The sequence below is a fragment of the Nocardia sp. CA-151230 genome (assembly GCF_050942175.1).
In the GTDB taxonomy this organism is placed as follows: domain Bacteria; phylum Actinomycetota; class Actinomycetes; order Mycobacteriales; family Mycobacteriaceae; genus Nocardia.
Genome location: NZ_CP192061.1, coordinates 253,338 through 274,428, shown reverse-complemented (window position 1 = coordinate 274,428; position 21,091 = coordinate 253,338). Strand labels below are relative to the sequence as shown.

The window sequence follows — 21,091 nt, the reverse complement described above, 5'->3', positions numbered from 1 at the left end:
TATTTCGAGCCCCGCTGCGTCTCGCAGTGGGGCTCGAATGCTTTTGCGGTCCGGTTCAGTTCACCTTGCTCGCGGGGACGCTGAAGGTATTGCACTGGAGGGTGCGGTCCTTGTCGTATCCGATCTCGAACCAGCCGCCCATGTTCTGGGCGGTGCCGTGGTCGCGCATGTCGCCGGGTCCGTCGCCGCGGTGGTAGGCGTCATTGCGGGCCACGCCGATCTGGGCGCTGGTCAGCGAGCCGCCATTGCTGGAGGACGACAGGTACATGCCGTCGAAGCACTGGGCCTGCAATTCGGTGCGGCGGGACAGTTCCAGGCCGGTGTCGCTGCGGGAACCGGCGTCGCGGCGCTGCTGGTGCACCTTGCCGAGAATGCCGGACTGGGCCTGGACGTGATGGCCGTATTCATGGGCGAACACGGACAGGTAGACGACCCAGTTGCTGCCGAAGAGATCGGTTTGCAGCTGACTGATGGGCATGTAGATGGTCATGTCCGCCGAGCAGTAGAAGGCCGCGAAATTGGTGCTGTTCCCGGTGCACAGTGTGGTGATTCCGGTGGTGTCGGCGGACACGTTCAGCTTGGGCGCCTGGAACGGCAGATTGATCTTGTCGAACAACGGTTTCCACGTGGAGTGCAGGCAGTCCGCCGCGGTTTCGAAGAACTTGCGCGCCACCTCGACCTGGGTGCCCCACGGCGTGTAGGCGCACTTGGCGGGTAGCAGCGTGTAATCGGCATCGGTGAGCAGCGGGTTGTCCGCCGTGGCCGCGACGCCGTGGTTCTCGCCGGTATCCCCCGAGTAGCTGGTCTTGACGGTCGAGCCGGCATTGATGGAATTCAGGCCGGTGGTGATGGCGGTGCGCAGCAGCACGCCGGTCACCAGCAGGACCAGGATCACCACCAGCACACCGATCCGACCGCGGCGCGGCGGCGCCGGCCGGGTCATCGGGATCGCACCGGTAGGCGGGGCGGCGGTGGGCGGCGGCATGGGCGCGCGGTAGGCGGGCCGGGCCGGGTAACCAGGCGGCTGGCCGTAGGCGGGCGACGGAAAGCCTTGGTGCGGTGGATATCCCGGCCGGGGCGCACTCGCAGCGGGCGGGGGCGGATATCCCGGGCGCGGTGATGGATACCCGGGCGGCGGCGGAGTGGGCCGGCCCGGCTGCGGTGAATATCCCGGCGGCCGTTGGTATCCGGGCGGCTGCTTCGACCCGCCCGGCGGGGGTGTGCCGCCCGGTGGCGGGCCACCGGCCGGCTGTTGCCGCGGGACGACGGGGAAGCCCTGCGGCGCGGCGGGCTGCGGTGGATTGCCCTGCAGCGGTGGGGTTCCGCGTGGTGGCACGGGACGCTGGCCCTGGGGTGTCGGTCCGTGTTCGGACGGTGGGCGAGTCATCTCCCCCGCACCCCCTCGTTCCTCAGAGATAACCTGCCGGCTCCATAGACCTGTGACTTGCCGCTGAGGAAGGATAGCAAGCTGGCTAGAGTAGCCAGTCATGCAGATTTTTCGGGGGGCCGCCCTGGTCGCGCTGCTGCTCGCGGTGGCGGGTGTGGCGGCGCCGGCCGCGGTGGCGCAGCCGGCCGGTGTGGATATCACCGCCGAGGTGAATCTGGGCGACGACGGTCTGCTGCGGGTCACCGAAACCGTGAAAGTGCCCGAAGGCGGTGAGTTTCGGCAGGTGCTGCCGCTGCGGGTGCAGGTGGGCTCGGGCGTGCAGCGCAATTTTCAGGTGACCGACGTGTCCGCCGACGGGGACGGCGATGCCAAGGTCGCCGACGACCGGTTCACCATCGAGGCCCGGCCGGGTTCGGCCACCTTCAAGTACACGGTGCACAACACCGTCAGTGACGCTTCGGGCGCGCAGGTGTTCCAGTGGACCGGGGTGCTGAATACCGATGTGGCGTCGATCAATGTGACGGTGTCGAGCCCGAGCTTCCGCATGGGCATCACCAGGTGCACGGTGGGCCCGCCCGGAAATCCGCAGGACTGCACGGATATTCGTGTGGAGCCGGACGGGTTCGCGCATCTGGAGAAGACGGATCTGCACAAGGGCGACATCCTGGATGTGACCTTGCAGCTGCCGCCGAGCACGGTCAAGGCGAATGCCGATGTGCGCGACGACAATGCGCCCGGCGCCTTCTCGCTGACCGGTCCGGTGTTCGCCGCGTTCGGCGTGCTGCTGGCGGCGCTGGCGGCGGCGGCCGGGTATGTGGTGTGGTCGCGGCGCTCGGTGCCGGCGGGCACCGAGGTGCTCGATCCGCTGGTGCGCGTGGGCGACCACGTGCAGTTCACCTCGCCCGACGGGATGCTGCCGAGCACGGCCGGGCTGCTGCTCGACGGCCACGCCGATGTGCCCGATATGGCGTCGACCGTGGTGGATCTGGCGGTGCGCAACTATCTGTGGGTGAGCGCCGTCGGCGATTCGGATTGGCGTTTCTCCCGGGTGAATCTGCCCGACGAGCAGCTGACCGCCTACGAGCGCGCGGTGTACGCGGCGCTGATTCCGGAGGGCGTCGAGTCGGTGCTGCTGTCCGAGCGCAAGGGCCGGGTGGATGCGAGCGCGGTGCGGGCGGCACTGATCGGGGACGCCGTGGCCGCCGGAGTGTTCATCGACCGGACCCGCAGGGGTTTCGAGTTCTGGCTCGGGGTCGGGCTGATCCTGCTCGGGGTCATCGCGACCGTGGCGCTGGCCTTCGGCCCGCAGCGGCACGCCCTGGTCGGGGTGGCCATCGCGCTCGGCGGGGTGGCGGCGCTGCTGCTGCCGCGCTATCTGCCCGCCCGCACGGCGCTGGGCCGGGAGCTGACCGATCGGGTCCAGGCCATGCAGCGCGGGCTGGACGTGATTGCGCCGCAGCGCATTCCGGCCGCCGATCAGGAGCTGGTGTTCTCCCGGGCGCTGCCGTTCCTGGTGGCCGCGCGCCGCGGGGACCAGTGGGTGCGTACCTTCCGCGAGCTGGATCCGACGGCGGACGGGAGCCCTGGCCTGTACTGGTTCGGCGGCTTCGAGGGCGATCGCGCGCTGCAGCGTTTCGGCGCGCATTTCCCGTATTTCATCACGGCCGTCGAAGGGTTGTTCCGGACCGCCGACCAGCGCTGACCCGCTCGGCACGACCGATATGCCAACCGATGTACGAGGTTGCGGAGTTCGCTATTGTCACGCCGTGAGCAATCATTCGGCAAAACTGCTGGTCGCCCCGATCGTCTCCGCAGTCCGATGATCGATCGCCATATCGCGCTCAGCACCCAGTACGTCGGCTATCCAACAGCTATCCGCAATACCGATGCCGGTTTCGGCCGGGCCGTCCGAGTGCGGACGACCGCGCTGCGCGCCGAATTTCTTGCGGGGCAGCCGCAGACGGTGCTTGCCGACGTGGCCTGGTGTTCACGTGCCATCGCCGGTTATCTGAGCCTGGACGATGAGCGCGGCGAGTCCGCCGCGCTGCGGCAGGCGGTGTCGGATTCGGCGGTGGCGCAGGCGGCGCGGTTGCGATCGGTCGCGCTCCCCGCTGGGCAGGGGCCCTTCGCGGTGACGCTCGCCGGGTCGCAGTGGACGGTCGCGGCCGGAGGCGGCATGGTCGCACCGCCCACGGTGGCGGATCTACTGAACGGCCTGTGGCCCGCACTGATCGGCCGTGACCGCGAGCTGCTCGCGTTTCTGCTGGGCGCGCCCGGCGGACCGGGTTATCCACTGTCCGCGACCACCCGGGCCGGGCATCCGCTGGAGCAGTGCCTGTACCTGTGGGCCGAGGCCTGGCAACGGGTGTGGACCGGCGATCCGGCGGCCGAGACCGTCATCGTGGACGGTATCGAAGCCGCCGTGGACGCCCAGCCCGTCGCGGGCGACGACTACGCGCTCACCATCGCCTACTCGGCACTGTGCCTGCTGGACGCCGTATTACGCGGCGACGCAGCCGAATTCGACACTGCGCTGGTGGAGGGCCTGGAGTTCCACCGGCGCTTCTGGGATACCCCGCAGCGATGGCTGGACCCGGAGGGCCTCATCGCCTGGCCGCTGCTGGCGGTCGCCTGTGTGGCGGTGGATCGGGGTGTGCGGCCCGGCATCAGCACCGGATATCTGCCCGTCGGTCTGCTGCACCGGGTCGCGTGGTAACGGCCTAGCCGCCGGCATGCACCGCCAGCGCACGTCGGGCGTAGGCGCGCACATCGGCATCGCTGTCCGCGCGAGCGGATTCGAGGGCGGCCAGGGCGGCGGCGGATTCGGGCCAGGTGCTGAGGGTCAGCACCGCGGCCTTACGGATGTCGGGGTGGATATCGGCGAGGGCCCGGCTGAGTGGTTCGACCGCTCGATCCGGTCCGACCGCGGCCAGGCCGCGCGCTGCCCCCTCCCGGATCTGCCATGCCGAATCACTCAGTGCGGCGGTCAGTGCCGTGGCGTCGGAGTCGGCGCCCAGTCGCGACAGCGCGGTGAACGCGGCCGCACGGACCAGTGGGTCGCGGTCCGTGGTGAGGGCGCGGACGGTGTCGGCGCCGCCGAGTCCGATGGTGGCCAGACCGCGCGCGGCGGCAATTCTGACCTCGCGATTGTCGTCGTGCGCGGCGGCGGTCAGGGCGGTCCAGTCGTCCAGGGAGACCAGGGCGTGCACGGCCTGGATGCGGACGCGGTGGTCGGCGTCGACGGCGGCCTTGGCGAAGAGCTCCACGGAACCGGATCGCAGGGCGCGCAGCAGGTCGACCACCGCGGCGCGCACGATCGGGTCCGGGGAATCACGGTGCCGTGCGAGACCGGTTGCGGCGGGCAGGATTTCGGCGAGTTCCCGCAGGCCGGACACGGCGGCCGAGCGTACTTCCGCGTCCTCGTCCGCGAGCGCCGCGATCAGTTGGTCGGCGAATCCGTCGGGCGTGTGCTCGGTGAGGACCGCCAGGGCGGTGGCGCGGACCCGGGGATCCACATCGGACAGGAAGGGCAGCAACTCCGGGATACCGGGCGCGTCCAGGCTCAGCAGTAGCGCGATCCGGGGTGCCACAACGTCTTTCGTCACCACGCCCGCGGCCGGTGCGTGGGAGCGCACCTGCGCCCCGAGGTTGGGCGGGGTGCCGATGAGGGCGGGCTGGTCCACCGGGACGACGGTGTCGCCGGTGCCGGGGAGGTCGTCCAACCCGGGCACCGGAACGAAATACGGTGCGACCGGCCGCTTCAGGAATTCCATCCGGCCGTCGGCGGTCTTGCGCAGGTTGAGATGGTACCGCCATTCGACGTCGTCGCGTTCCGGTAGGTCGGCGCGCTCGTGGTAGAGACCCCAGCGCGATTCGGTGCGGGTGAGCGAGGAGCGGGCGGCCATGTCGGCGCAGTCGCGAATGAAGGTGACCTCGGCGCAGCGCATGAGCTCGTGCGGGGTGCGCGCGCCCATGGCGGTGAGGTCGTCGCGCATGCGGTCGAAGGTCTCGATGGCGAGCGAGAGCTTGGTGGCCGTCTTGGGCGGGGCCACATAGTCGTTCACGAACCGCCGCAGTTTGTATTCGACCTGCTGCTGTGGTGGCCCGTCGGGATTGCGCAGCGGGCGGTAGACGAGTTCGTGCGCGGCCGCGAGCTGGTCGGCGGGCAACTCGCCGGGAGCGGTGACCTCGCTCACGGTGGATGCGGCGTGCGCGCCGGCCAGGTCACCGTAGACGAACGCGCCGATCATGTAGTTGTGCGGGACGCAGGCCAGGTCACCGGCGGCGTAGAGGCCGGGCACGGTGGTGCGGGCGTGTTCGTCGACCCAGACGCCGGAGGCGGAATGCCCGCTGCACAAACCGATTTCGGAAATGTGCATCTCGATGTCGTGGGTGCGGTAGTCGTGGCCGCGATTGGCGTGGAAGGTGCCGCGGGTAGGGCGTTCGGTGGTGTGCAGGATGCCTTCGAGGGCGTCCAGGGTCTCCTCGGGCAGGTGTGAGACCTTGAGATAGATGGGGCCGCGGGCGGATTCGATCTCCCGCTTCACCTCGGACATCATCTGACCCGACCAGTAGTCGGAGTCCACGAAGCGCTCACCGAGCGCGTTCACCTGGTATCCGCCGAACGGATTGGCCACATATGCGCAGGCCGGGCCGTTGTAATCCTTGATGAGCGGGTTGATCTGGAAGCACTCGATGCCCGAGAGCTCCGCGCCCGCGTGGTAGGCCATGGCGTAGCCGTCGCCGGCATTGGTGGGGTTCTCGTAGGTGCCGTAGAGGTACCCGGAGGCGGGCAGCCCGAGGCGGCCGCACGGGCCGGTGGCCAGAATGACGGCCTTCGCGCCGACCGCGACGAATTCACCGGTGCGCGTGTGCAAGGCGGCCGCGCCGACGGCACGCCCGTGCTCGGTGAGCACCCGCACGGGCATCAGCCGGTTCTCGATTCTGATGCGCTCGCGCATCTTCCGCTGCCTCAGCACGCGGTACAGCGCCTTCTTCACGTCCTTGCCCTCCGGCATGGGCAGCACGTACGACCCGGACCGGTGCACCCGGCGCACGGCGTATTCGCCGTAGGCGTCCTTCTCGAACTTCACGCCGTAGCGCTCCAGCCGTTGCACCATGGCGAAGCCGCGGGTGGCGGTCTGATAGATGGTGCGCTGGTTGACGATGCCGTCATTGGCGCGGGTGATCTCGGCGACGTAGTTCTCGGGTTCGGCCTTGCCGGGGATGACGGCATTGTTGACGCCGTCCATGCCCATGGCCAGCGCGCCGGAGTGACGGACGTGCGCCTTCTCCAGCAGCAGTACGTTCGCGCCCGCTTCGGCGGCGGTGAGCGCGGCCATGGTGCCGGCGGTGCCGCCGCCGATCACCAGCACGTCGCAGTCGAGGCGGGTGGTGTCGGCGAGATCGGGGATGTCCATCAGACGGGTACCTCCGTGAGAACGCCCGAATGGTCCAGGGCGGTAATGATTTCGGCTCGCAGGGCGGTGCGGTCCACACCGAGTTCGCGCGGGCGGGGGACGTCGAGGACGGCGCGCAGCGGTTCCCCGGCGCGGCCCAGGACGGCGATCCGGTCGCCGAGCAGCAGCGCCTCGTCCACGTCGTGGGTGACGAAGACGATGGTGGTGGGGTGCGTGCGCGAGGTGTCGATCAGCAGGCGCTGCATGGTGTTCCGCGTCTGGGCGTCGAGGGCGCCGAACGGTTCGTCCATCATGACCGCGCGGGGCGCACCGGCCAGGCCGCGGGCGAGTTGCACGCGCTGGCGCATGCCGCCGGACAGTGACTTGGGCAGGAAGCCGGCGAAGTCGGTGAGGCCGATCTCCTCGATCCAGCGGTCGGCCAGGGCGCGTCGGCCGGCGCGGGGTTCGCCCCGGAGTTTCAGCGCCAGTTCGATATTGGCGCGCACGCTCTTCCAGGGCAGCAGGGCATTGTCCTGGAAGACGACGGCGCGGTCGCGATCGGTGCCGGCCACCTCGACGTCGTCGGCCAGCACCCGGCCGGCGTCGGGGCGCAGCAGCCCGGCCAGGGCGCGCAGCACCGTGGACTTGCCGCAGCCGGAGGGACCGGTGAGGATCAGGATCTCGCCGGGGCGCACCTGCAGCGACAAGTCGGTGATGACCGGGGCGCCGGTGTAGGACAGGCGCAGCCGGTCCAGCGTCAAACCGATTCCAGCGGTGCTCATTTCGCCGTCTCCTGTCCGCGCGGCAGCCAGTGGGTGACGCGCCGTCCGAGCAGTTCCAGGGCGGCGGAGGTGGTGTAGCCGAGCACGCCGATGGTGATGATGCCGACGAAGACGCCCGGGTAGTCGACGATGGTGTACGCCTGCCACGTCCGGTAGCCGACTCCGAGCCGGCCCGAGATCATCTCGGCGGAGACGACGCAGATCCAGGCCACGCCGATGCCGACCGAGAGGCCGCTGAATACGCCAGGCAGGCTGCCGGGCAGCACCACCCGCCACAGCACGTCCCAGCGGGTGCCGCCCTGGGTGCGCACCGATTCCTCCCAGATGGTCGGCAGCGCGCGCACCGCGTGCCGGGTGGCGACCATTACCGGGAAGTAGGCGGCCAGGAAGGTGATGAACACGATGCCAGCCTCGTCGTCCGGGAACAGCAGGATGGCGACGGGCACGATGGCGATGGCCGGGATGGGCCGCGCGAGTTCGGTGAGCGGGCCGAGGATGTCGGCGAACCAGCGCGAACGGCCCAGCGCCACACCGCTGCTCACCCCGAGCACGGCGGCCAGGCCGAAGCCGGTGAGGATACGGATGAGTGACTGGCCGAGGTCGAGGTAGTAGGTGTCGGTGCCCAGCTGGTGCCGGAACGCGTGCACGATCCGGGTGACGGTGGGCAGGGTGTCGAACCGCACCCAGAGCCGGATGTGCTGCGAGGTCAGGAACTGCCAGACCCCGATCGCGACCAGGACCGACAGGATGCGGATCAGCCGCGAGGACCACAACGCCCGTCCGGCGCGCGCCCGAGCGGGGGCGCCCGCCGGCTCGGGAACGGTGCGTACCGCTTCGAGGGGAGCGACGGCGGTGGCACTCATGACCGCACCGCCCCGGCCGTGCCCGGCGCGCTCACTGCCGTACCTCGTTCACCGCGTCGTCGTAGCCGATGGTCTTGCCGCTGGGGTGCTGTGCCAGGTAGCGCTGCACGGCCGCGGGCGTGGAGAACGGCAGGTAGGTGTCGCCGTCGTGCACCCACAGCGCCTTGTCCGCGAACCAGCGGGTGCCGAGCTCGGCGTCGGGAACGTAGGCGGCACGCACCGTCCTGCCCTGTGCGCGCGCCTGTTTCACCGCGCGCAGCAGGCTGGTGGGGTCCGCGGCGGGCTGGGTGGTGTCCTGGCCGGCGAACCAGATCTCGCTCGCCAGTGCGGGATTCGTGACGGACCGCCCGGCGACCGGGTCGGTGCCGGTGATGGGCGCCGGGTTGGCGGTGTTGGCCAGCTCGGCGTCGTAGTTCAGGCCGCGTTCCTGGTAGACCTGCTTCAACGCGGCCGGATCGACGAACCTGTCGATGTCGAGGTCGGCGAAGTCGCCGATCGACTTCAGGTACGGCACATCACCTTTGAACGCGGCGATGAGCGAGGGCTTCAGCGTCGTGTCGAAGGAGGTTCCGCCCGGCCCGTTGTAGAGGTACACGACCTCCGGGGCCAGCCCGGCGTTGTCGGCGACCACCTGCGCCGCGTCCAGGGGGTGCTGGTGGATGAAATCGGTGGCGTCCAGCTGGGCCTGCAGGAAGGCATCGAGCACCTCGGGATGCTGCGCGGCGTAGTCGCGCCGGGCGACCACGCCGTGGAAGGTCGGGACGTTCAGCTCCGCGCCGTCGTAGAGCAGCCTGGCCTTGTTCTGGAAGACCAGCAGCCCGGGCCAGGCCACGAACTGCGACAGCGCCGCCACCTGCCCGGATTCCAGTGCGGAGGAACCGATCTGGGGCTGCTGATTGAGCACCTCGACCCCGGACTTCGGGTCGATACCCGCGCGGGTCAGCGCCTGCACCAGGGTGCCGTGCCCGGCGGAGCCCACGCTGGCCGAGATCTTCTGTCCGGCCAGGTCGTTCAGGGATTGCGCCTTGGAGTCGGGCGCGACCACCACCATGTTGAGCGCGCCCTTGGGGTTGTAGCCGGTGATCGAGACCAGCTCGGTCTTCGATCGCTCGCTCGCCTGGGTGCGGGAGCCATTGATGAGCAGCGGATAGTCGCCCATCGAGCCGATGTCGATCTTCTCCGCCACCATCTGCGCGGTGATGGGCGCGCCGGTGTCGTAGTCCTGCCACTCCACCGCGTACTTCTTGCCGCCCGCGGCGCTCAGGCCGTTCAGGCGCTGCTCCAGAAAGCCCTTGGCCTTCAACAGGGTTCCGGCGGTGACGGTATTGATGGTCTTGGACTGATAGCCGATGACGACCTTGACGGTGTCACCGCCGCCGGTGCTCTCGAGCGAGCAGCCGGATGCGGTCAGGGCGAGTGCGGCGGCCAGGGCGGCCGTGGCGAGTCGGGCGGGGCGGTTCTCACGAAGGGTCGACAGCATGGGTTTTCCTCAACGCAGCAGGTAGGGCATATTGACGGTGACGGCACCGGTGGGACAGCGGGCCGCGCAGGGGCCGCAGTACCAGCACTCGTCGACGTGCATGTACGCCTTGCCGTTGTCCGGGTTGATCGCCAGCGAGTCCAGCGGGCAGATCTCCACGCACAGCGTGCAGCCCTGGATGCACAGTGATTCGTCGATGGTCACGGGCACGTCGGCCCGGTGCTCGACCACAGCCATCTAGATCAACCTCCAGTCGGTGCCCGCTTCGGCACCCGGTGAGCGCTCCGGTGGCCGGATCAGGCTGCCGCGCATGGTGATCCGGTCTCCGCGCATGCGGATGTATTCCAGGTCGACCGGGCGGCCGTCCTCGAGTTTGGTGAGCCGCTCGAGCAGCAGCAGCGCGCCGCCCTCCGGCATCTGCAGGGTCATGGCCGAATGGGCATCGGCGGTAATGGCCTCGAGCGCGAGATCGGCGGATCCGAGCGGTCCGCCGCTGATCTGCTCGATGAGGGCGAAGACGTCATTGGTCTCGAGATCGCGGGTGACGACCTCGTCGCCGATGTCGGGGGCCAGATAGGTGAGGTCCAGGCTCAGCGGCAGGTCGCCGAGGTATCGCAGGCGCTCGATGTAGACGGCCTGTTCGCCGGGTTCGAGCCGCAGCTTGCGGGCGACCGCGGGCGGCGGTAGGAGCCGCCGGGCCACGCGCACCTCGTTGCGGACCTCGCCGTGCCCGCGCAGCGTCTCCTTCAGACCGAGCAGGGCGTCGAGCCCGTGGTCGTACTTGCGCTGGGCGACATGGGTTCCGATCTTGGGGGCGCGTTCGATCAGGCCCTCGTCCTTGAGCAGGGCGAGAGCGTCGCGGATCGTGTTCCGCGACACCGCGAATTCGGCGGCCAGCTCCTGCTCCGGGGACAGCGCGCCTTCGAACGCGCCCGCGTGAATCTGCTGACGCAGCACATCCGCCACCTGACGGGCACGATCGGCGCGGCGCAGGGGTGCGCGCAGCGGTACCGGTTCCGGCGACACCTCGACTCCTCTCAACGCCTTTGACCTGTGGTTTCAGAACTGTAGAGGCGATGCGGGAGGTCACCGGGGCACTCACCGGGTGGACGCGCGGGCGGTGCGTTTCTACGCCGCCCGGCCGTGCGCGCGGCCTGCCGAAATGCCGGTGATTCGAGCTATTGCGCCACCGCGACCCGCGGTGGGGGACTTGGAATCACGCTGAGCGGAATGCGTGCACCGGACCCGGGTCCGGAGTGGGGTCGGGACAGGCCCGCTTTTCTCGAGATGCGGGACGGCGACGTGGCGTGCACCACATTTTCCGTCGGCTCCGCACGACCGGGTCGGTGGCGTGAAATATCAACCGGTACAAAAGATTCGGTCACACGGGCGGTGGTTCGGATGGTTTGCAGCCGAGGCGGGCCGACAGGCCGGAGGCTGCCGGGACGGACGCGCGCACCTTCCGTTCGTCGTGATCTGAATGATACTTTGATCCTATGTCTGCCAGTCGCCCTCTCTCCGCGCCGCGGGTCACGTACGTGACCATCGCGCTGGGCGTTCGGCTGCCGCGGCAACGGGAACTGTGTTGTCCCTGCCGTCGCGCAGTCGAGTTCTGACCCGGATCGTTCGAGCATCACCGCCCACCCGGATCCGGGTTCCTCGCTGCACCGCTGATTCCTCCATGTAGGCATTCGTCCCCCTGTCGGCAGGCGGGACCGCAGCAAGGATTGCGAAAAATGTCCAGCCCCACGCTCGAACGTCCCCATACCGCCGTCTCCACCGCGACCGCACGGCTGGCTCCGGCCCGCCCGGCGGTGCCGCCGGAGCTGCGCATCACCGACAATCCGGCGGCCGCCGTGCTGCGCGCCGCCACCCGCGGACCCATCTTCCGCGATATCGCCGCACAGGCCACGGGTCTGAGCATCGCCACCGTGAATCGCCAAGTGTCCGCGCTGCTTTCGGCCGGACTGCTGCGCGAGCGCGCCGATCTGACCGCGTCCGGCGCGGTGGGCCGGCCGCGGGTGCCGTTCGAGGTCGACACCGACACCTACGTGACGCTGGGTGTGCACATCGGCTTCACCGTCACCCGCATCGTGGCCGCGGACCTGTCCGGCCGCATTCTGGGCGGACTCGAAATCGCCACGCCCCAAACTGGTCAGGACGCGGCGCTGACCATAGTGGCCCGCAGCGCCAAGGCGTTCCTGGACCGGCTGCCGCGGCGGCGGCCGCTGTGGACCGGCGTGGCACTGGCCGGGCGGGTGGATCCCGCCGCGGGCGTGGTGGACCATCCCCGCCTGGGCTGGCAGGCCGCGCCGGTGGCGGCGGTCTTCAGCAGCGTGCTGGATCTGCCGGTCTCGGTCTCCGCGCACGTCGAGGCGATGGCGGCGGCGGAGCTGCTGCTCACCCCGCGCGAGCCGGGCGAGGAGACGCGACCGGGCAGCAGCCTGTTCGTCTACGCCCGCGAAACCGCGGGTGTGGCAGTGACATTGCACGATCGGGTGCACACGCCCGCCAACGGACCCGGCTCGATCGCGCACCTGCCGACCGGTTCGGAGGTGGATTGCACCTGCGGCCGGCGCGGCTGCTTGGAGGCCGCCATCGGTGAGCGTGCCCTGCTGGAGCGCGCGGTGCGCAAGGGCGTGCTGCCCAAGCCGGAGGCCCCGCGCCGCCCGGCGATCACCGATCTGTACCGGGCCGCGGACTCGGGCAATGCCGCCGCCCGTGACCTGCTCATCGAGCGGGCCGAAATCCTGGGCCGTACAGCGGCTCTGGTGCGCGACATGTTCAATCCGGACCGGGTGGTGCTGGGCGGTCAGGCGTTCACCGGCTGGCGGCCCGGCATGGAACGGGTCGCCAAGTCCTTCGCGGAGTCGACCACCCTGCCCGCGGCGGATCTGCGGATCAGCCGATTCGGCGGACGGGTGCAGGAATTCGCGGCGGCGGTGACCTCGGTGAGCGTGTTCTACGCCGATCCGCTGTCGGCCATGCGCCGGGCCACTCGGACCCGCTAGCCCGATACGACGAAATCCCCGCCGGTGCATCCGGCGGGGATTTCCTTGTGTCCGAAGGGGGTCGGGCCGGACGGTCCACGGTCCGGCCCGGCCCCCGGTCCCGCACGCACGCGAGGCCCTTGCGCGCGCTGCGGGTTTCCCCGCCGCCCGCCCCGGAGTCCCCTTCCGGGCGGGCAGCGGTGGTCTCAGGCGGCGCGCGCCTGCGGGGACAATCCCCACTCGCGAGCCAGCAGACGGTGCGAGTTCACCCGGTCTTCGTGGTCGAAAGTCACGCTGGTGACCAGGATTTCGTCCGCTCCGGTGAGCCGCTGGAGAGCGCGCAGGCGCTCGACGACGGTGGCCGGGGAGCCGACGAACTGGGTGGTGACCCGGTCGTCGACCAGGCGGCGCTGCTGGTCGGACAGCGGCGGCGCGGTGTCGGGATCGAGGTATTCCGCCGCGCCCGCACCGCTGCGAATGCTGTAGACCCAGTGGCCGTAGGTGGCGGCCAGGCGCTGGGCGGTCGCGTCGTCCGCGGCGACCACCACATCGGCGGAGACCACCAGGTACGGGCGCGGGAAGCGGGCGGACGGGCGGAAGGCCGCGCGGTAGGCCTCGACGGTCTCCACGACGGTGCCCGGCGAGACGTGATAGTTCGCCGCGAACGGCAGGCCCAATCGCCCTGCCAGCTGCGCACTTTCACCACCGCTGCTGCCGAACAGCCAGGGCTGCACGTCGGCTCCCTCGCCGGGGACGGCGTGCAGCTCGACGCCGTCGGGCGTGACATGGGTGCCGTCGAGCAGCGCGAGAATCTCCGCGATCTGCTCGGTGTAGGGCAGCGGTTGCGCGCCCGGCAGGTGCAGCGCGCCCAAACCCGCTCGCACCCTCGAGAAGTCGAGCAGCTGGCCGGGGAAGAACGGGGGCGGGATGACCACGCCGTCGCGTACCTCGGTGGGGCGATCCGGCGCGGGCACCGGCGGCACACCCGCCGACCGTACCTGGTCCGCACGGTGACCGGAGCGCCCCAGCCCCAGATCCAGCCGGCCCGGGTAGAGGGCGTCGATGGTGCCGAAGGCCTCCACCACCGAGATCGAGGTGTGGTGCCCGAGCTGCACGGCCGCCGACCCGACGCGAATGGATTCGGTTGCGGCGGCGATCAATCCGATGAGGGTGGTCGGCGCGGCACCGGCCACCTTCACGAAGTGGTGCTCGGCGACCCAGAACCGGTGATAGCCGAGGCGTTCGGCCTGCCGGGCCAGATCGATGCTGTTGCGTACCGCCTGCTGCGGTGTGGAGCCCGCGCTGATCGGGGCCAGATCCAGGACGGATAGCGGAATGGTCATGCGGTGTGCTCCTTCCGCGGATCCTGTTCGCCCGCTTCGACAGCCAGCGGGAGCCGATTCTCGGCCGGGGCGACCGGGCAGGTGGCGTAGTCGGTGAACGCGCAGGGCAGATTGACCGCGCGATTGAAATCGAGGACCACGGTGCCGTCGGCGGCGGGCCGGGACAGATCCAGCCGCCGCACGCCGCCGTAGGTGGTGACGCCGCTGGTGGCGTCGGTGAAGAGCACGTGCAGGCCGCGCGTCTGGTTGCCGAAAACGACGAGCTGCCGCTGCTCGCCGTCCAGTTCGACGGTCACGGTTCCGGTGGCGGTGTGGTGGTGTTCGAGGCCCTCGACCACCGCACCCGTGGTGACCACCCGGGCCACCTCGAAGGGTTCGAACCGGCCGGTCACGACCCAGCCCGGATCCGGCCGGTAGACCGGGATCTCGGTGAAGGCCGCCAGAGCCGGCGACGCGGGATCGTGGACGCGCAGCGCTAACTGCCCGGTCCGGCGGATCACCTCGATGACGCGGTCACCGGTGCGGACCTCGAGGCCCGGGGCGCCCTCGCCGGGGGTGAGCACCGCCGAACCGGCGAGTGCCGCGCCGTTCAGCAGCAGCTGCCCGGCCTCCTCGGATTGCACTGTCACATGGACGTTTTCGCCGTCGGCGCGCCAGCGACCGGGCAGGCCGTCGACGGTCTCGTCGTGTTCCCCGAGCCAGTGCAGGCCGGTCAGACTGAGCCAGCCCAGCGGTTGGCGGGCCCAGGCGGCGCGTTCGGCGCGGAACGTGGCCCACTGCTGGTCGAATTCGGTGGCGGTGGCGGTCATGAGGCGCGGACTCCTTCGGTGCCGTGGTGGGGGGTGGCGCAGACCCAGGTGGTCACGCAGGGTCGCGCCGGTGTACTCGGTGCGGAAGCTGCCCAGGGACTGCAGTTCCGGGACGACCTTCTCGACGAACTCGTCGAGACCGGTCGGTGTGAGATGTGGGACCAGCACGAAACCGTCGGCGGCATCGGACTGGACGTAGTGGTCGATCTCGGCGGCCACCTGCCGGGGCGTGCCCACGAACTGCTGCCGGGCGCTGGTGGCGATGATGAGCTCGCGAATGGAGAGCTTCTCGGCCTCGGCCCTGGCCCGCCACGCCTCGGCGATGGCGCGCGGATCGCGAGCGTGCCGGACCCGGCCGCGGGTGATGTTCACATCCTCGACCGGATCGAGGTCCGGCAGCGGGCCGTCCGGATCGTAGGCGGAAAGGTCACGGCCCCAGACCTGTTCGAGGAAGGCGATGGCGGTCTGCGGTGTCACCTGCTGCCGGCGGATGTGGTCGGCGCGTTCGGCCGCGTCGGCCGCGGTGTCACCCAGCACGAACCCGGCCGCGGGCAGGATCTTCAGATCGTCGCGACCGCGGCCGTACTTGGCGAGCCGGTCCTTCACATCCCGGTAGAACAGCTGCCCGTCCTCGAGCTCGCCGTGCGCGCTGAAGATGACATCGGCCTTGGCGGCGGCGAACTCGCGGCCCTCGTCGGAGTCGCCGGCCTGGATCTGCACCGGATAGCCCTGCGGACTGCGTGGCAGCACGAACCGGCCGTCGATCTCGAACTGATCGCTGCTGAAGTGCACCTCGGGCACGGGCCGGGCGAAAAACCCGCGCTCCCGGTCGATCACGAGGGCGTCGGCGGGCCAGCTGTCCCACAGCGCGCGGGTGGCGTCGACCACCTCGTGCGCGCGGGTGTACCGCTTGGCGTGTTCCAGATAGCCGCCGCGCCGGAAGTTCTCGCCGGTGAAGGCATCCGAGGAGGTCACCGCATTCCAGGCGGCGCGGCCGCCGGACAGGTGGTCCAGCGTCCCGAATTGCTTCGCCAGCTCGAAGGGTTCGTTGTACGTGGTGTTGATGGTTCCGGCCAGGCCGAGCCGGTCGGTGACCGCGGCCAGCGCATTGAGCACCGTGAAGGTGTCGGGGCGGCCCACCACATCCAGGTCGTGGATGCGGTCGCGGTGTTCGCGCAGGCGCAGGCCCTCGGCCAGGAAGAAGAAGTCGAACAGCCCGCGCTCGGCGGTGCGCGCCAGGTGCACGAAGGAGTCGAAATCGATCTGGCTGCCCGAGTCCGGGTCGGTCCAGACGGTGTGGTGGTTGACGCCCGGGAAGTGGGCGGCCAGGTGAATCTGCTTGCGTATCCGCTGATCCGGCATGATGGCTCCTCAGGCGTGGGCGGTGACGTGCGCGCCACCGGCGTAGCGGCCGGCCGGACGCGGCAGGCCCAGACGCTCGCGCAGGGACGGGGCGAGAGCGGACAGGTGCGGCAGGGCGGCGGCCAGCGCCAGCGGGCGCAGCACCACACCGTCTGCCGCGCAGTCGCTTTCGATGCCGCGCAGCAGGTCGCGGAGTTCGGCGGTGGTGCCGATGTGGAACACCGTCGCCGGGGCCGGGGTGGAGATCCAGTCCTCCAGCTGGGCGACGTCGGCGGCGGCCGCGTCCACGGTGTCCGCCAGCTGGATGTCGATATCGAGCAGCACCCGGACCCGGTTGGGGTCGCGCCCGGCGGCGGCGACCGCGGAGCGCAGTTCGGCGCGGGTGGCGGCGGCGGTCGCGAGATCCGGTACGGCAATGCGGATCAGGTCGGCGCGGTGCACGGCCACCCGGGTGCTGTGCGGATCAGCCGCGCGCACCGCCACCGGCGGCTGCCCCTGCGGCGGACGCGGGGTGATGGACGGGCCCTTCACCGAGAAGTGCTCACCGGCGAAGTCGATGTAGTGCAGTTTGTCGCGGTCGATGAAGCGGCCGGTGGAGGTATCGCGGATCTCGGCGTCGTCCTCCCAGCTGTCCCACAGCCGCGACACCACCTCGACGGCCTCGTCCGCCTCGCGCCAGCGGGAGCGGTCGTCCTGCTCCGGCTCGCGGCCGAACAGGGCCGCCTCCCCCGCCGACACGGTGACCTCCCAGCCCGCCCGGCCCTTCGTGGCGAAGTCCAGGCTGGCAATGGCTTTGGAGAGGTGGAAGGGCTCGGTGTGGGTGACCGACGCCTGCGGGATCAGGCCGATGCGCCGGGTCTGCGCGGCGGCGCGCGCGGCCACCGCCACGGCGTCCAGGCGGCCGATCGCACCCGCCGGTTGCAGGCTGAATCCATCGGGCAGGAATGCGAGATCGAGGCCCGCGTCCTCGGCGGCCCGCAGCGCGCCCACCCAGTAGCGGGCATCGAAGAGGTCCTCGGCGTGGGAGTCGGCGCGCCGCCAGGAGGCCGGGTGCACGCCGGTGCCGGACAGTTCCAGGCCCAGCAGCAGCGGAGTGAGATGCGGCATCAGGCTGTCCTTTCGAGCGGAAGGGGAACCTCGGGCGGGGTCGCCCGGGGGACGGCCGCGAGCAGCTCGCGGGTGTAATCGTTCTGCGGATTGCCGAAAAGCTCGGCCGCGGTGCCGGTTTCGACCACGCACCCCTGGCGCATGACGGCAACACGGTCGGCCAGGCGGCGGACCACGGCCAGGTCATGGGAGATGAACAGGTAGGCCAGGTCCAGGTCGGTTTGCAGCCGTTCGAGCAGATCCAGGATCTGGGCCTGCACCGAGACGTCCAGTGCCGACACCGGTTCGTCGAGGACGAGCAGGTCCGGGCGCAGGGCCAGGGCGCGGGCGATGGCCACGCGCTGCCGCTGGCCGCCGGAGAGTTCGGCGGGGCGGCGATCCAGGTAGGCGCCCGGCAGCGCGACCTGGTCCAGGAGTTCGGCGGCCGTCGCACGGCGGGACCGGCGATCGCCGATTCCGAACGCCTGCAAGGGCTCCGACACGATCGTGCCGATGCTCAGCTTGGGGTTCAACGACACGTACGGGTTCTGATAGACGACCTGGACGCGGCGGCGCAGCGCACGCAGCCCGGCCCCTTTCAGCGCGGTGATGTCCTGTCCGTCGAAGGTGACGGTGCCCGCGTCCGGTGCGGCCAGCCGGGCGATGATGCGGGCGGTGGTGGACTTGCCCGAACCGGATTCGCCGACCACGGCCAGGGTTTCGCCGCGATTGATCTCCAAGGAGACGTCGTCGACCGCGGTGACCGTGAAATCCCTGGTGACGCGGAAAGATTTGCGCAGCCCGGTCGCCGACACCAGCGGCGTCGCGTGCTCGCGGGCGGGGCGCGGATGCTGATCGCGATCGAGGGTGGGGGCGGCGGCGATCAACCGCTTCGTGTATTCGTGCTGTGGATTGCCCAGTACCTCTGCCGCCGTGCCCGTTTCGACGATCAGTCCGTTCTGCATGACCGCGATGCGGTCCGCGCGTTCGGCGGCCACCGCCAGGTCATGGGTGATGAGCAGGACCGCCGTACCGGATTCCGCGGTGCGCTGCGCGAGGTGGTCGAGAATGCGGCGCTGCACGGTGACGTCGAGAGCGCTGGTCGGCTCGTCGGCGATCACCAGTTCGGGGCCACAGGCCAGGGCGATGCCGATCAGCACGCGCTGGCGCTGGCCGCCGGACAGGTCCTGGGGATATTGCCCGGCCCGCACCTCCGGCCGATCCAGCCCGGCCTGCTCCAGAATCCGCACCGCCTCGATCCGGGCGGTGCGGCGATCCGCCCGGCCGTGAATGCGCAGCACCTCCCCCACCTGATCGCCGATGCGCAGCACCGGATTCAGCGAGGTGCCCGGGTCCTGGGGGACCAGGCCGATGCGCGCACCCCGGATTCGCTGCAGCGCCCGCTGCGAGGCGTGCTCGAGGCGCTCGCCGGCGAAGCCGATCGCACCCGCCGTGATCCGGCCGCCGCTCAGCAGCCCGATCACCGCGTGCGCGAGAGTCGACTTGCCCGAACCGGATTCGCCCACCAGCGCGACCGTCTCACCGCGCCGCACCTCCAGCGAGACACCGCGCACGGCAGCCGTCGTCCCGGTGCTGCCGCGGTATTCGACCTGCAGCCCCTCGATACTCAACAGCAGATCGGTCATCGGACACCGTCCTTCTGCAGTGCCCGGGCAATGCGCTGGGTGGACAGCACCAGCACGACGATCACCAGCCCGGGCATGGTCGTCAGCCACCACGCGGTGGCCAGGAAACCGCGGCCGTCGGACACCAGCGACCCCCATTCCGGCGTCGGCGGCACCGCGCCGTAACCGAGGAAGCTCAGCGAGGCCACGAACAGCACCGCGACCCCGAAGTCCACCGCCGCCAGCGCCGCCACCGGACCGTAGGCATTGCGCAGCACATGACGGAACAGCACCGTGTGCCACCGCACCCCGGAGGCGAAGGCCGCCTCCACATACGGGGCCCGCCGTACCCGCAGCACCTCGCCCCGCATCACCCGCGCGAACCGGGCGATGAGCGAAACACCCACGGCGATGGCCACATTGCGGGTGCCCAGCCCCAGCACGGTGATCATGGCCAGCGCGACCAGCAGATCCGGTATGGACAGCAACACGTCGACCACCCGCATGATCGCCGTGTCCACCGCGCCGCCCGCCGTGCCCGCCACCAACCCCAGTAGCGAGCCCACGATCAGCCCGAGCAGCACCGCGAACACGGTCGCGCTCACCGAGAGACCGGTTCCGTGCACCACGCGGGCGTACAGGTCCCGTCCGAGATTGTCGGTGCCGAACCAGTGCCCCGCGCTGGGCCCGCGCAGCTTCTGTGCCGGCACGCCGTGCAGGGGATCGCTACCGGCGAATACCGCCGGCGCGACCGCCCACGCCAGCACCAGGAGCACCACGGCACTCGCCGCCAGCAGCCCGAGATGCCCACGCAACCACGCGGCAGGCGCCGGCCGCTGGAGCAGGTCCTCACGCATCGGACGCCTCCTCTTCTCCGACCCAGTAGGCGATGCCGGGATCGAGGAGCGGGTGGGTCAGGGTGATGACGCGCAGCCGGGAGCGCGGGCCGGAGGGAACGCGCAGGTGGTCCCGCAGGTTCCGGATCAGGTGAGCGGGCAGGAGGTCAGACATGGGCGCGCTCCTTGCGGGTATCCCGGTGCGCCACACGGGGATCCAAGAGTGGATAGGCGAGGTCGATGAGGAGGTTGACCGTGACGAAGACCAGCGCGGCGAACACGACGATGCCCTGCACCACCGGAATGTCCTGGTTCAGCACCGATTCCTGGGTGAGGCGGCCCAGTCCCGGCCGGGAGAACACGGTCTCGGTGACGACCGAGCCCGCCAGCACCTGGCCGACCCACAGGCCCGCCACCGTGAACGCGGGGGTCGCGGCGGGCCGCAGCACGTGACGCAGCTGCACCCACCAGCGCGACGCGCCCTTGGCGAAGGCGACCACCACGAACGGCTGCCGCCAGGTGGCGACCAGGCTGCTGTAGAGCACCTGGGCGATCACCGCGCCGACCGGGATGGCGATGGTGACCGCGGGCAGGATGGTGCCGCTGAATCCGGTTCCGCCGAGCGCGGGCACCAACCGCAGCCGGAACGAGAACAGCTGCAGCAAAAGCAATCCCACCCAGAAGCCGGGCATGGAAGCCCCGATCGGCGGCAGCGCGGTGAGCAATCCGCGCAGCCAGGGCCGCTCGGTGTAGGCGGCGGCCAAGGCGAGACCGGTACCACCGAGCGCCGCCAGCAGCAGGCCGAGCCCGGCCAGCGCGAGGGTCGAGGGCAGCGCCTCGGCCACGGCGCGGGCGACGGTCTGGCCGCTGAAGATGGAATGGCCCAGGTCACCGCGCACCCCGTGGGTGAGCGCCGTCCAGTACTGCGCCCAGAGCGGTTGGTCCAGGCCGTATCTGGCCCGCATCTCCGCTATTGCCGCCGCGTCCACGGGGGTGCCGGTGGCGGTATTGGCGGCTATCTCCACCGGATCGCCCGGCAGCAGGTACAGCACCACGAACGACAGCGTGAACGCCGCCCACAGCACGCCTACCGCCTGGAGCACCCGTCCGATCACGTAGCGGCCCATGG

General features: G+C 70.4%; 17 protein-coding genes and 1 pseudogene. 3 read left to right on the top strand and 15 right to left on the bottom strand.

The window, feature by feature from the left end:
- Positions 1-55 precede the first annotated feature (55 nt).
- Complete coding sequence (locus ACQP1O_RS01205; RefSeq protein ID WP_433564099.1) at positions 56-985, bottom strand: neutral zinc metallopeptidase; 930 nt, start codon at positions 983-985, stop codon at positions 56-58.
- Positions 986-1,487: 502 nt separating this feature from the next.
- Here ACQP1O_RS01205 and ACQP1O_RS01200 point away from each other — a divergent pair.
- Positions 1,488-3,089 (top strand): DUF2207 family protein, encoded by a 1,602-nt coding sequence (locus ACQP1O_RS01200; protein WP_433564098.1) that lies wholly within the window; start codon positions 1,488-1,490, stop codon positions 3,087-3,089.
- Positions 3,090-3,206: 117 nt separating this feature from the next.
- Complete coding sequence (locus ACQP1O_RS01195; RefSeq protein ID WP_433564097.1) at positions 3,207-4,103, top strand: immunity 49 family protein; 897 nt, start codon at positions 3,207-3,209, stop codon at positions 4,101-4,103.
- A 4-nt stretch (positions 4,104-4,107) separates the two neighbouring features.
- Here the strand turns inward: ACQP1O_RS01195 and ACQP1O_RS01190 are convergent, their stop codons facing one another.
- From ACQP1O_RS01190 to ACQP1O_RS01165, 6 genes are read right to left on the bottom strand one after another with little or no spacing between them, the layout of a single operon-like run.
- Entirely contained in the window at positions 4,108-6,807 is a 2,700-nt protein-coding gene (locus ACQP1O_RS01190) for a fumarate reductase/succinate dehydrogenase flavoprotein subunit (RefSeq protein WP_433564096.1), read from the bottom strand.
- Positions 6,807-7,568 carry an ABC transporter ATP-binding protein gene (locus tag ACQP1O_RS01185; RefSeq protein ID WP_433564095.1) on the bottom strand — a complete coding sequence of 254 codons (762 nt, stop codon included), beginning with the start codon at positions 7,566-7,568 and terminating at the stop codon, positions 6,807-6,809. The genes ACQP1O_RS01190 and ACQP1O_RS01185 overlap by 1 nt, the downstream gene beginning before the upstream one ends.
- A complete protein-coding gene (locus tag ACQP1O_RS01180; RefSeq protein ID WP_433564094.1) occupies positions 7,565-8,431 on the bottom strand; it encodes an ABC transporter permease in 867 nt (288 codons plus the stop codon). Before ACQP1O_RS01180 ends, ACQP1O_RS01185 begins: the two co-directional genes overlap by 4 nt.
- Before the next feature lie 31 nt (positions 8,432-8,462).
- The gene (locus tag ACQP1O_RS01175; protein WP_433564093.1) at positions 8,463-9,911 is read right to left on the bottom strand and encodes an ABC transporter substrate-binding protein; all 1,449 of its coding nucleotides are present in this window, start codon (positions 9,909-9,911) and stop codon (positions 8,463-8,465) included.
- 9 nt (positions 9,912-9,920) lie between these two features.
- Positions 9,921-10,148, bottom strand: coding sequence for a 4Fe-4S dicluster domain-containing protein (locus ACQP1O_RS01170; protein ID WP_040853885.1), 228 nt, complete (start codon positions 10,146-10,148; stop codon positions 9,921-9,923).
- Entirely contained in the window at positions 10,149-10,937 is a 789-nt protein-coding gene (locus ACQP1O_RS01165; protein WP_433564092.1) for a GntR family transcriptional regulator, read from the bottom strand. It lies immediately after the preceding gene.
- Between the two features lie 710 nt (positions 10,938-11,647).
- On the opposite strand from ACQP1O_RS01165, the gene ACQP1O_RS01160 reads away from it, so the two are divergent.
- On the top strand, positions 11,648-12,922 hold the full coding sequence (locus tag ACQP1O_RS01160; RefSeq protein ID WP_433564091.1) for an ROK family protein: 1,275 nt from the start codon (positions 11,648-11,650) through the stop codon (positions 12,920-12,922).
- A 185-nt stretch (positions 12,923-13,107) separates the two neighbouring features.
- Here the strand turns inward: ACQP1O_RS01160 and ACQP1O_RS01155 are convergent, their stop codons facing one another.
- From ACQP1O_RS01155 to ACQP1O_RS01120, 8 genes and pseudogenes are all read right to left on the bottom strand, one after another.
- Positions 13,108-14,244: an LLM class flavin-dependent oxidoreductase gene (locus ACQP1O_RS01155; protein ID WP_433564090.1), complete on the bottom strand. Its 1,137-nt coding sequence runs from the start codon at positions 14,242-14,244 to the stop codon at positions 13,108-13,110.
- Positions 14,241-15,053: a DUF1684 domain-containing protein gene (locus tag ACQP1O_RS01150; RefSeq protein ID WP_433564089.1), complete on the bottom strand. Its 813-nt coding sequence runs from the start codon at positions 15,051-15,053 to the stop codon at positions 14,241-14,243. The genes ACQP1O_RS01155 and ACQP1O_RS01150 overlap by 4 nt, the downstream gene beginning before the upstream one ends.
- A pseudogene (locus ACQP1O_RS01145) lies at positions 15,050-16,415 on the bottom strand (NtaA/DmoA family FMN-dependent monooxygenase). The gene ACQP1O_RS01150 and the pseudogene ACQP1O_RS01145 overlap by 4 nt, the downstream one beginning before the upstream one ends.
- 9 nt (positions 16,416-16,424) lie before the next feature.
- The gene (locus tag ACQP1O_RS01140) at positions 16,425-17,522 is read right to left on the bottom strand and encodes an LLM class flavin-dependent oxidoreductase (protein ID WP_433564088.1); all 1,098 of its coding nucleotides are present in this window, start codon (positions 17,520-17,522) and stop codon (positions 16,425-16,427) included.
- Positions 17,522-19,147, bottom strand: a complete 1,626-nt coding sequence (locus tag ACQP1O_RS01135; protein ID WP_433564087.1) for a dipeptide ABC transporter ATP-binding protein — start codon at positions 19,145-19,147, stop codon at positions 17,522-17,524. The genes ACQP1O_RS01140 and ACQP1O_RS01135 overlap by 1 nt, the downstream gene beginning before the upstream one ends.
- Positions 19,144-19,983, bottom strand: coding sequence for an ABC transporter permease (locus ACQP1O_RS01130; protein WP_433564086.1), 840 nt, complete (start codon positions 19,981-19,983; stop codon positions 19,144-19,146). Before ACQP1O_RS01130 ends, ACQP1O_RS01135 begins: the two co-directional genes overlap by 4 nt.
- The gene (locus ACQP1O_RS01125) at positions 19,976-20,137 is read right to left on the bottom strand and encodes a hypothetical protein (protein WP_379393250.1); all 162 of its coding nucleotides are present in this window, start codon (positions 20,135-20,137) and stop codon (positions 19,976-19,978) included. Before ACQP1O_RS01125 ends, ACQP1O_RS01130 begins: the two co-directional genes overlap by 8 nt.
- Positions 20,130-21,089, bottom strand: a complete 960-nt coding sequence (locus tag ACQP1O_RS01120) for an ABC transporter permease (RefSeq protein ID WP_433564085.1) — start codon at positions 21,087-21,089, stop codon at positions 20,130-20,132. Before ACQP1O_RS01120 ends, ACQP1O_RS01125 begins: the two co-directional genes overlap by 8 nt.
- Positions 21,090-21,091 lie beyond the last annotated feature (2 nt).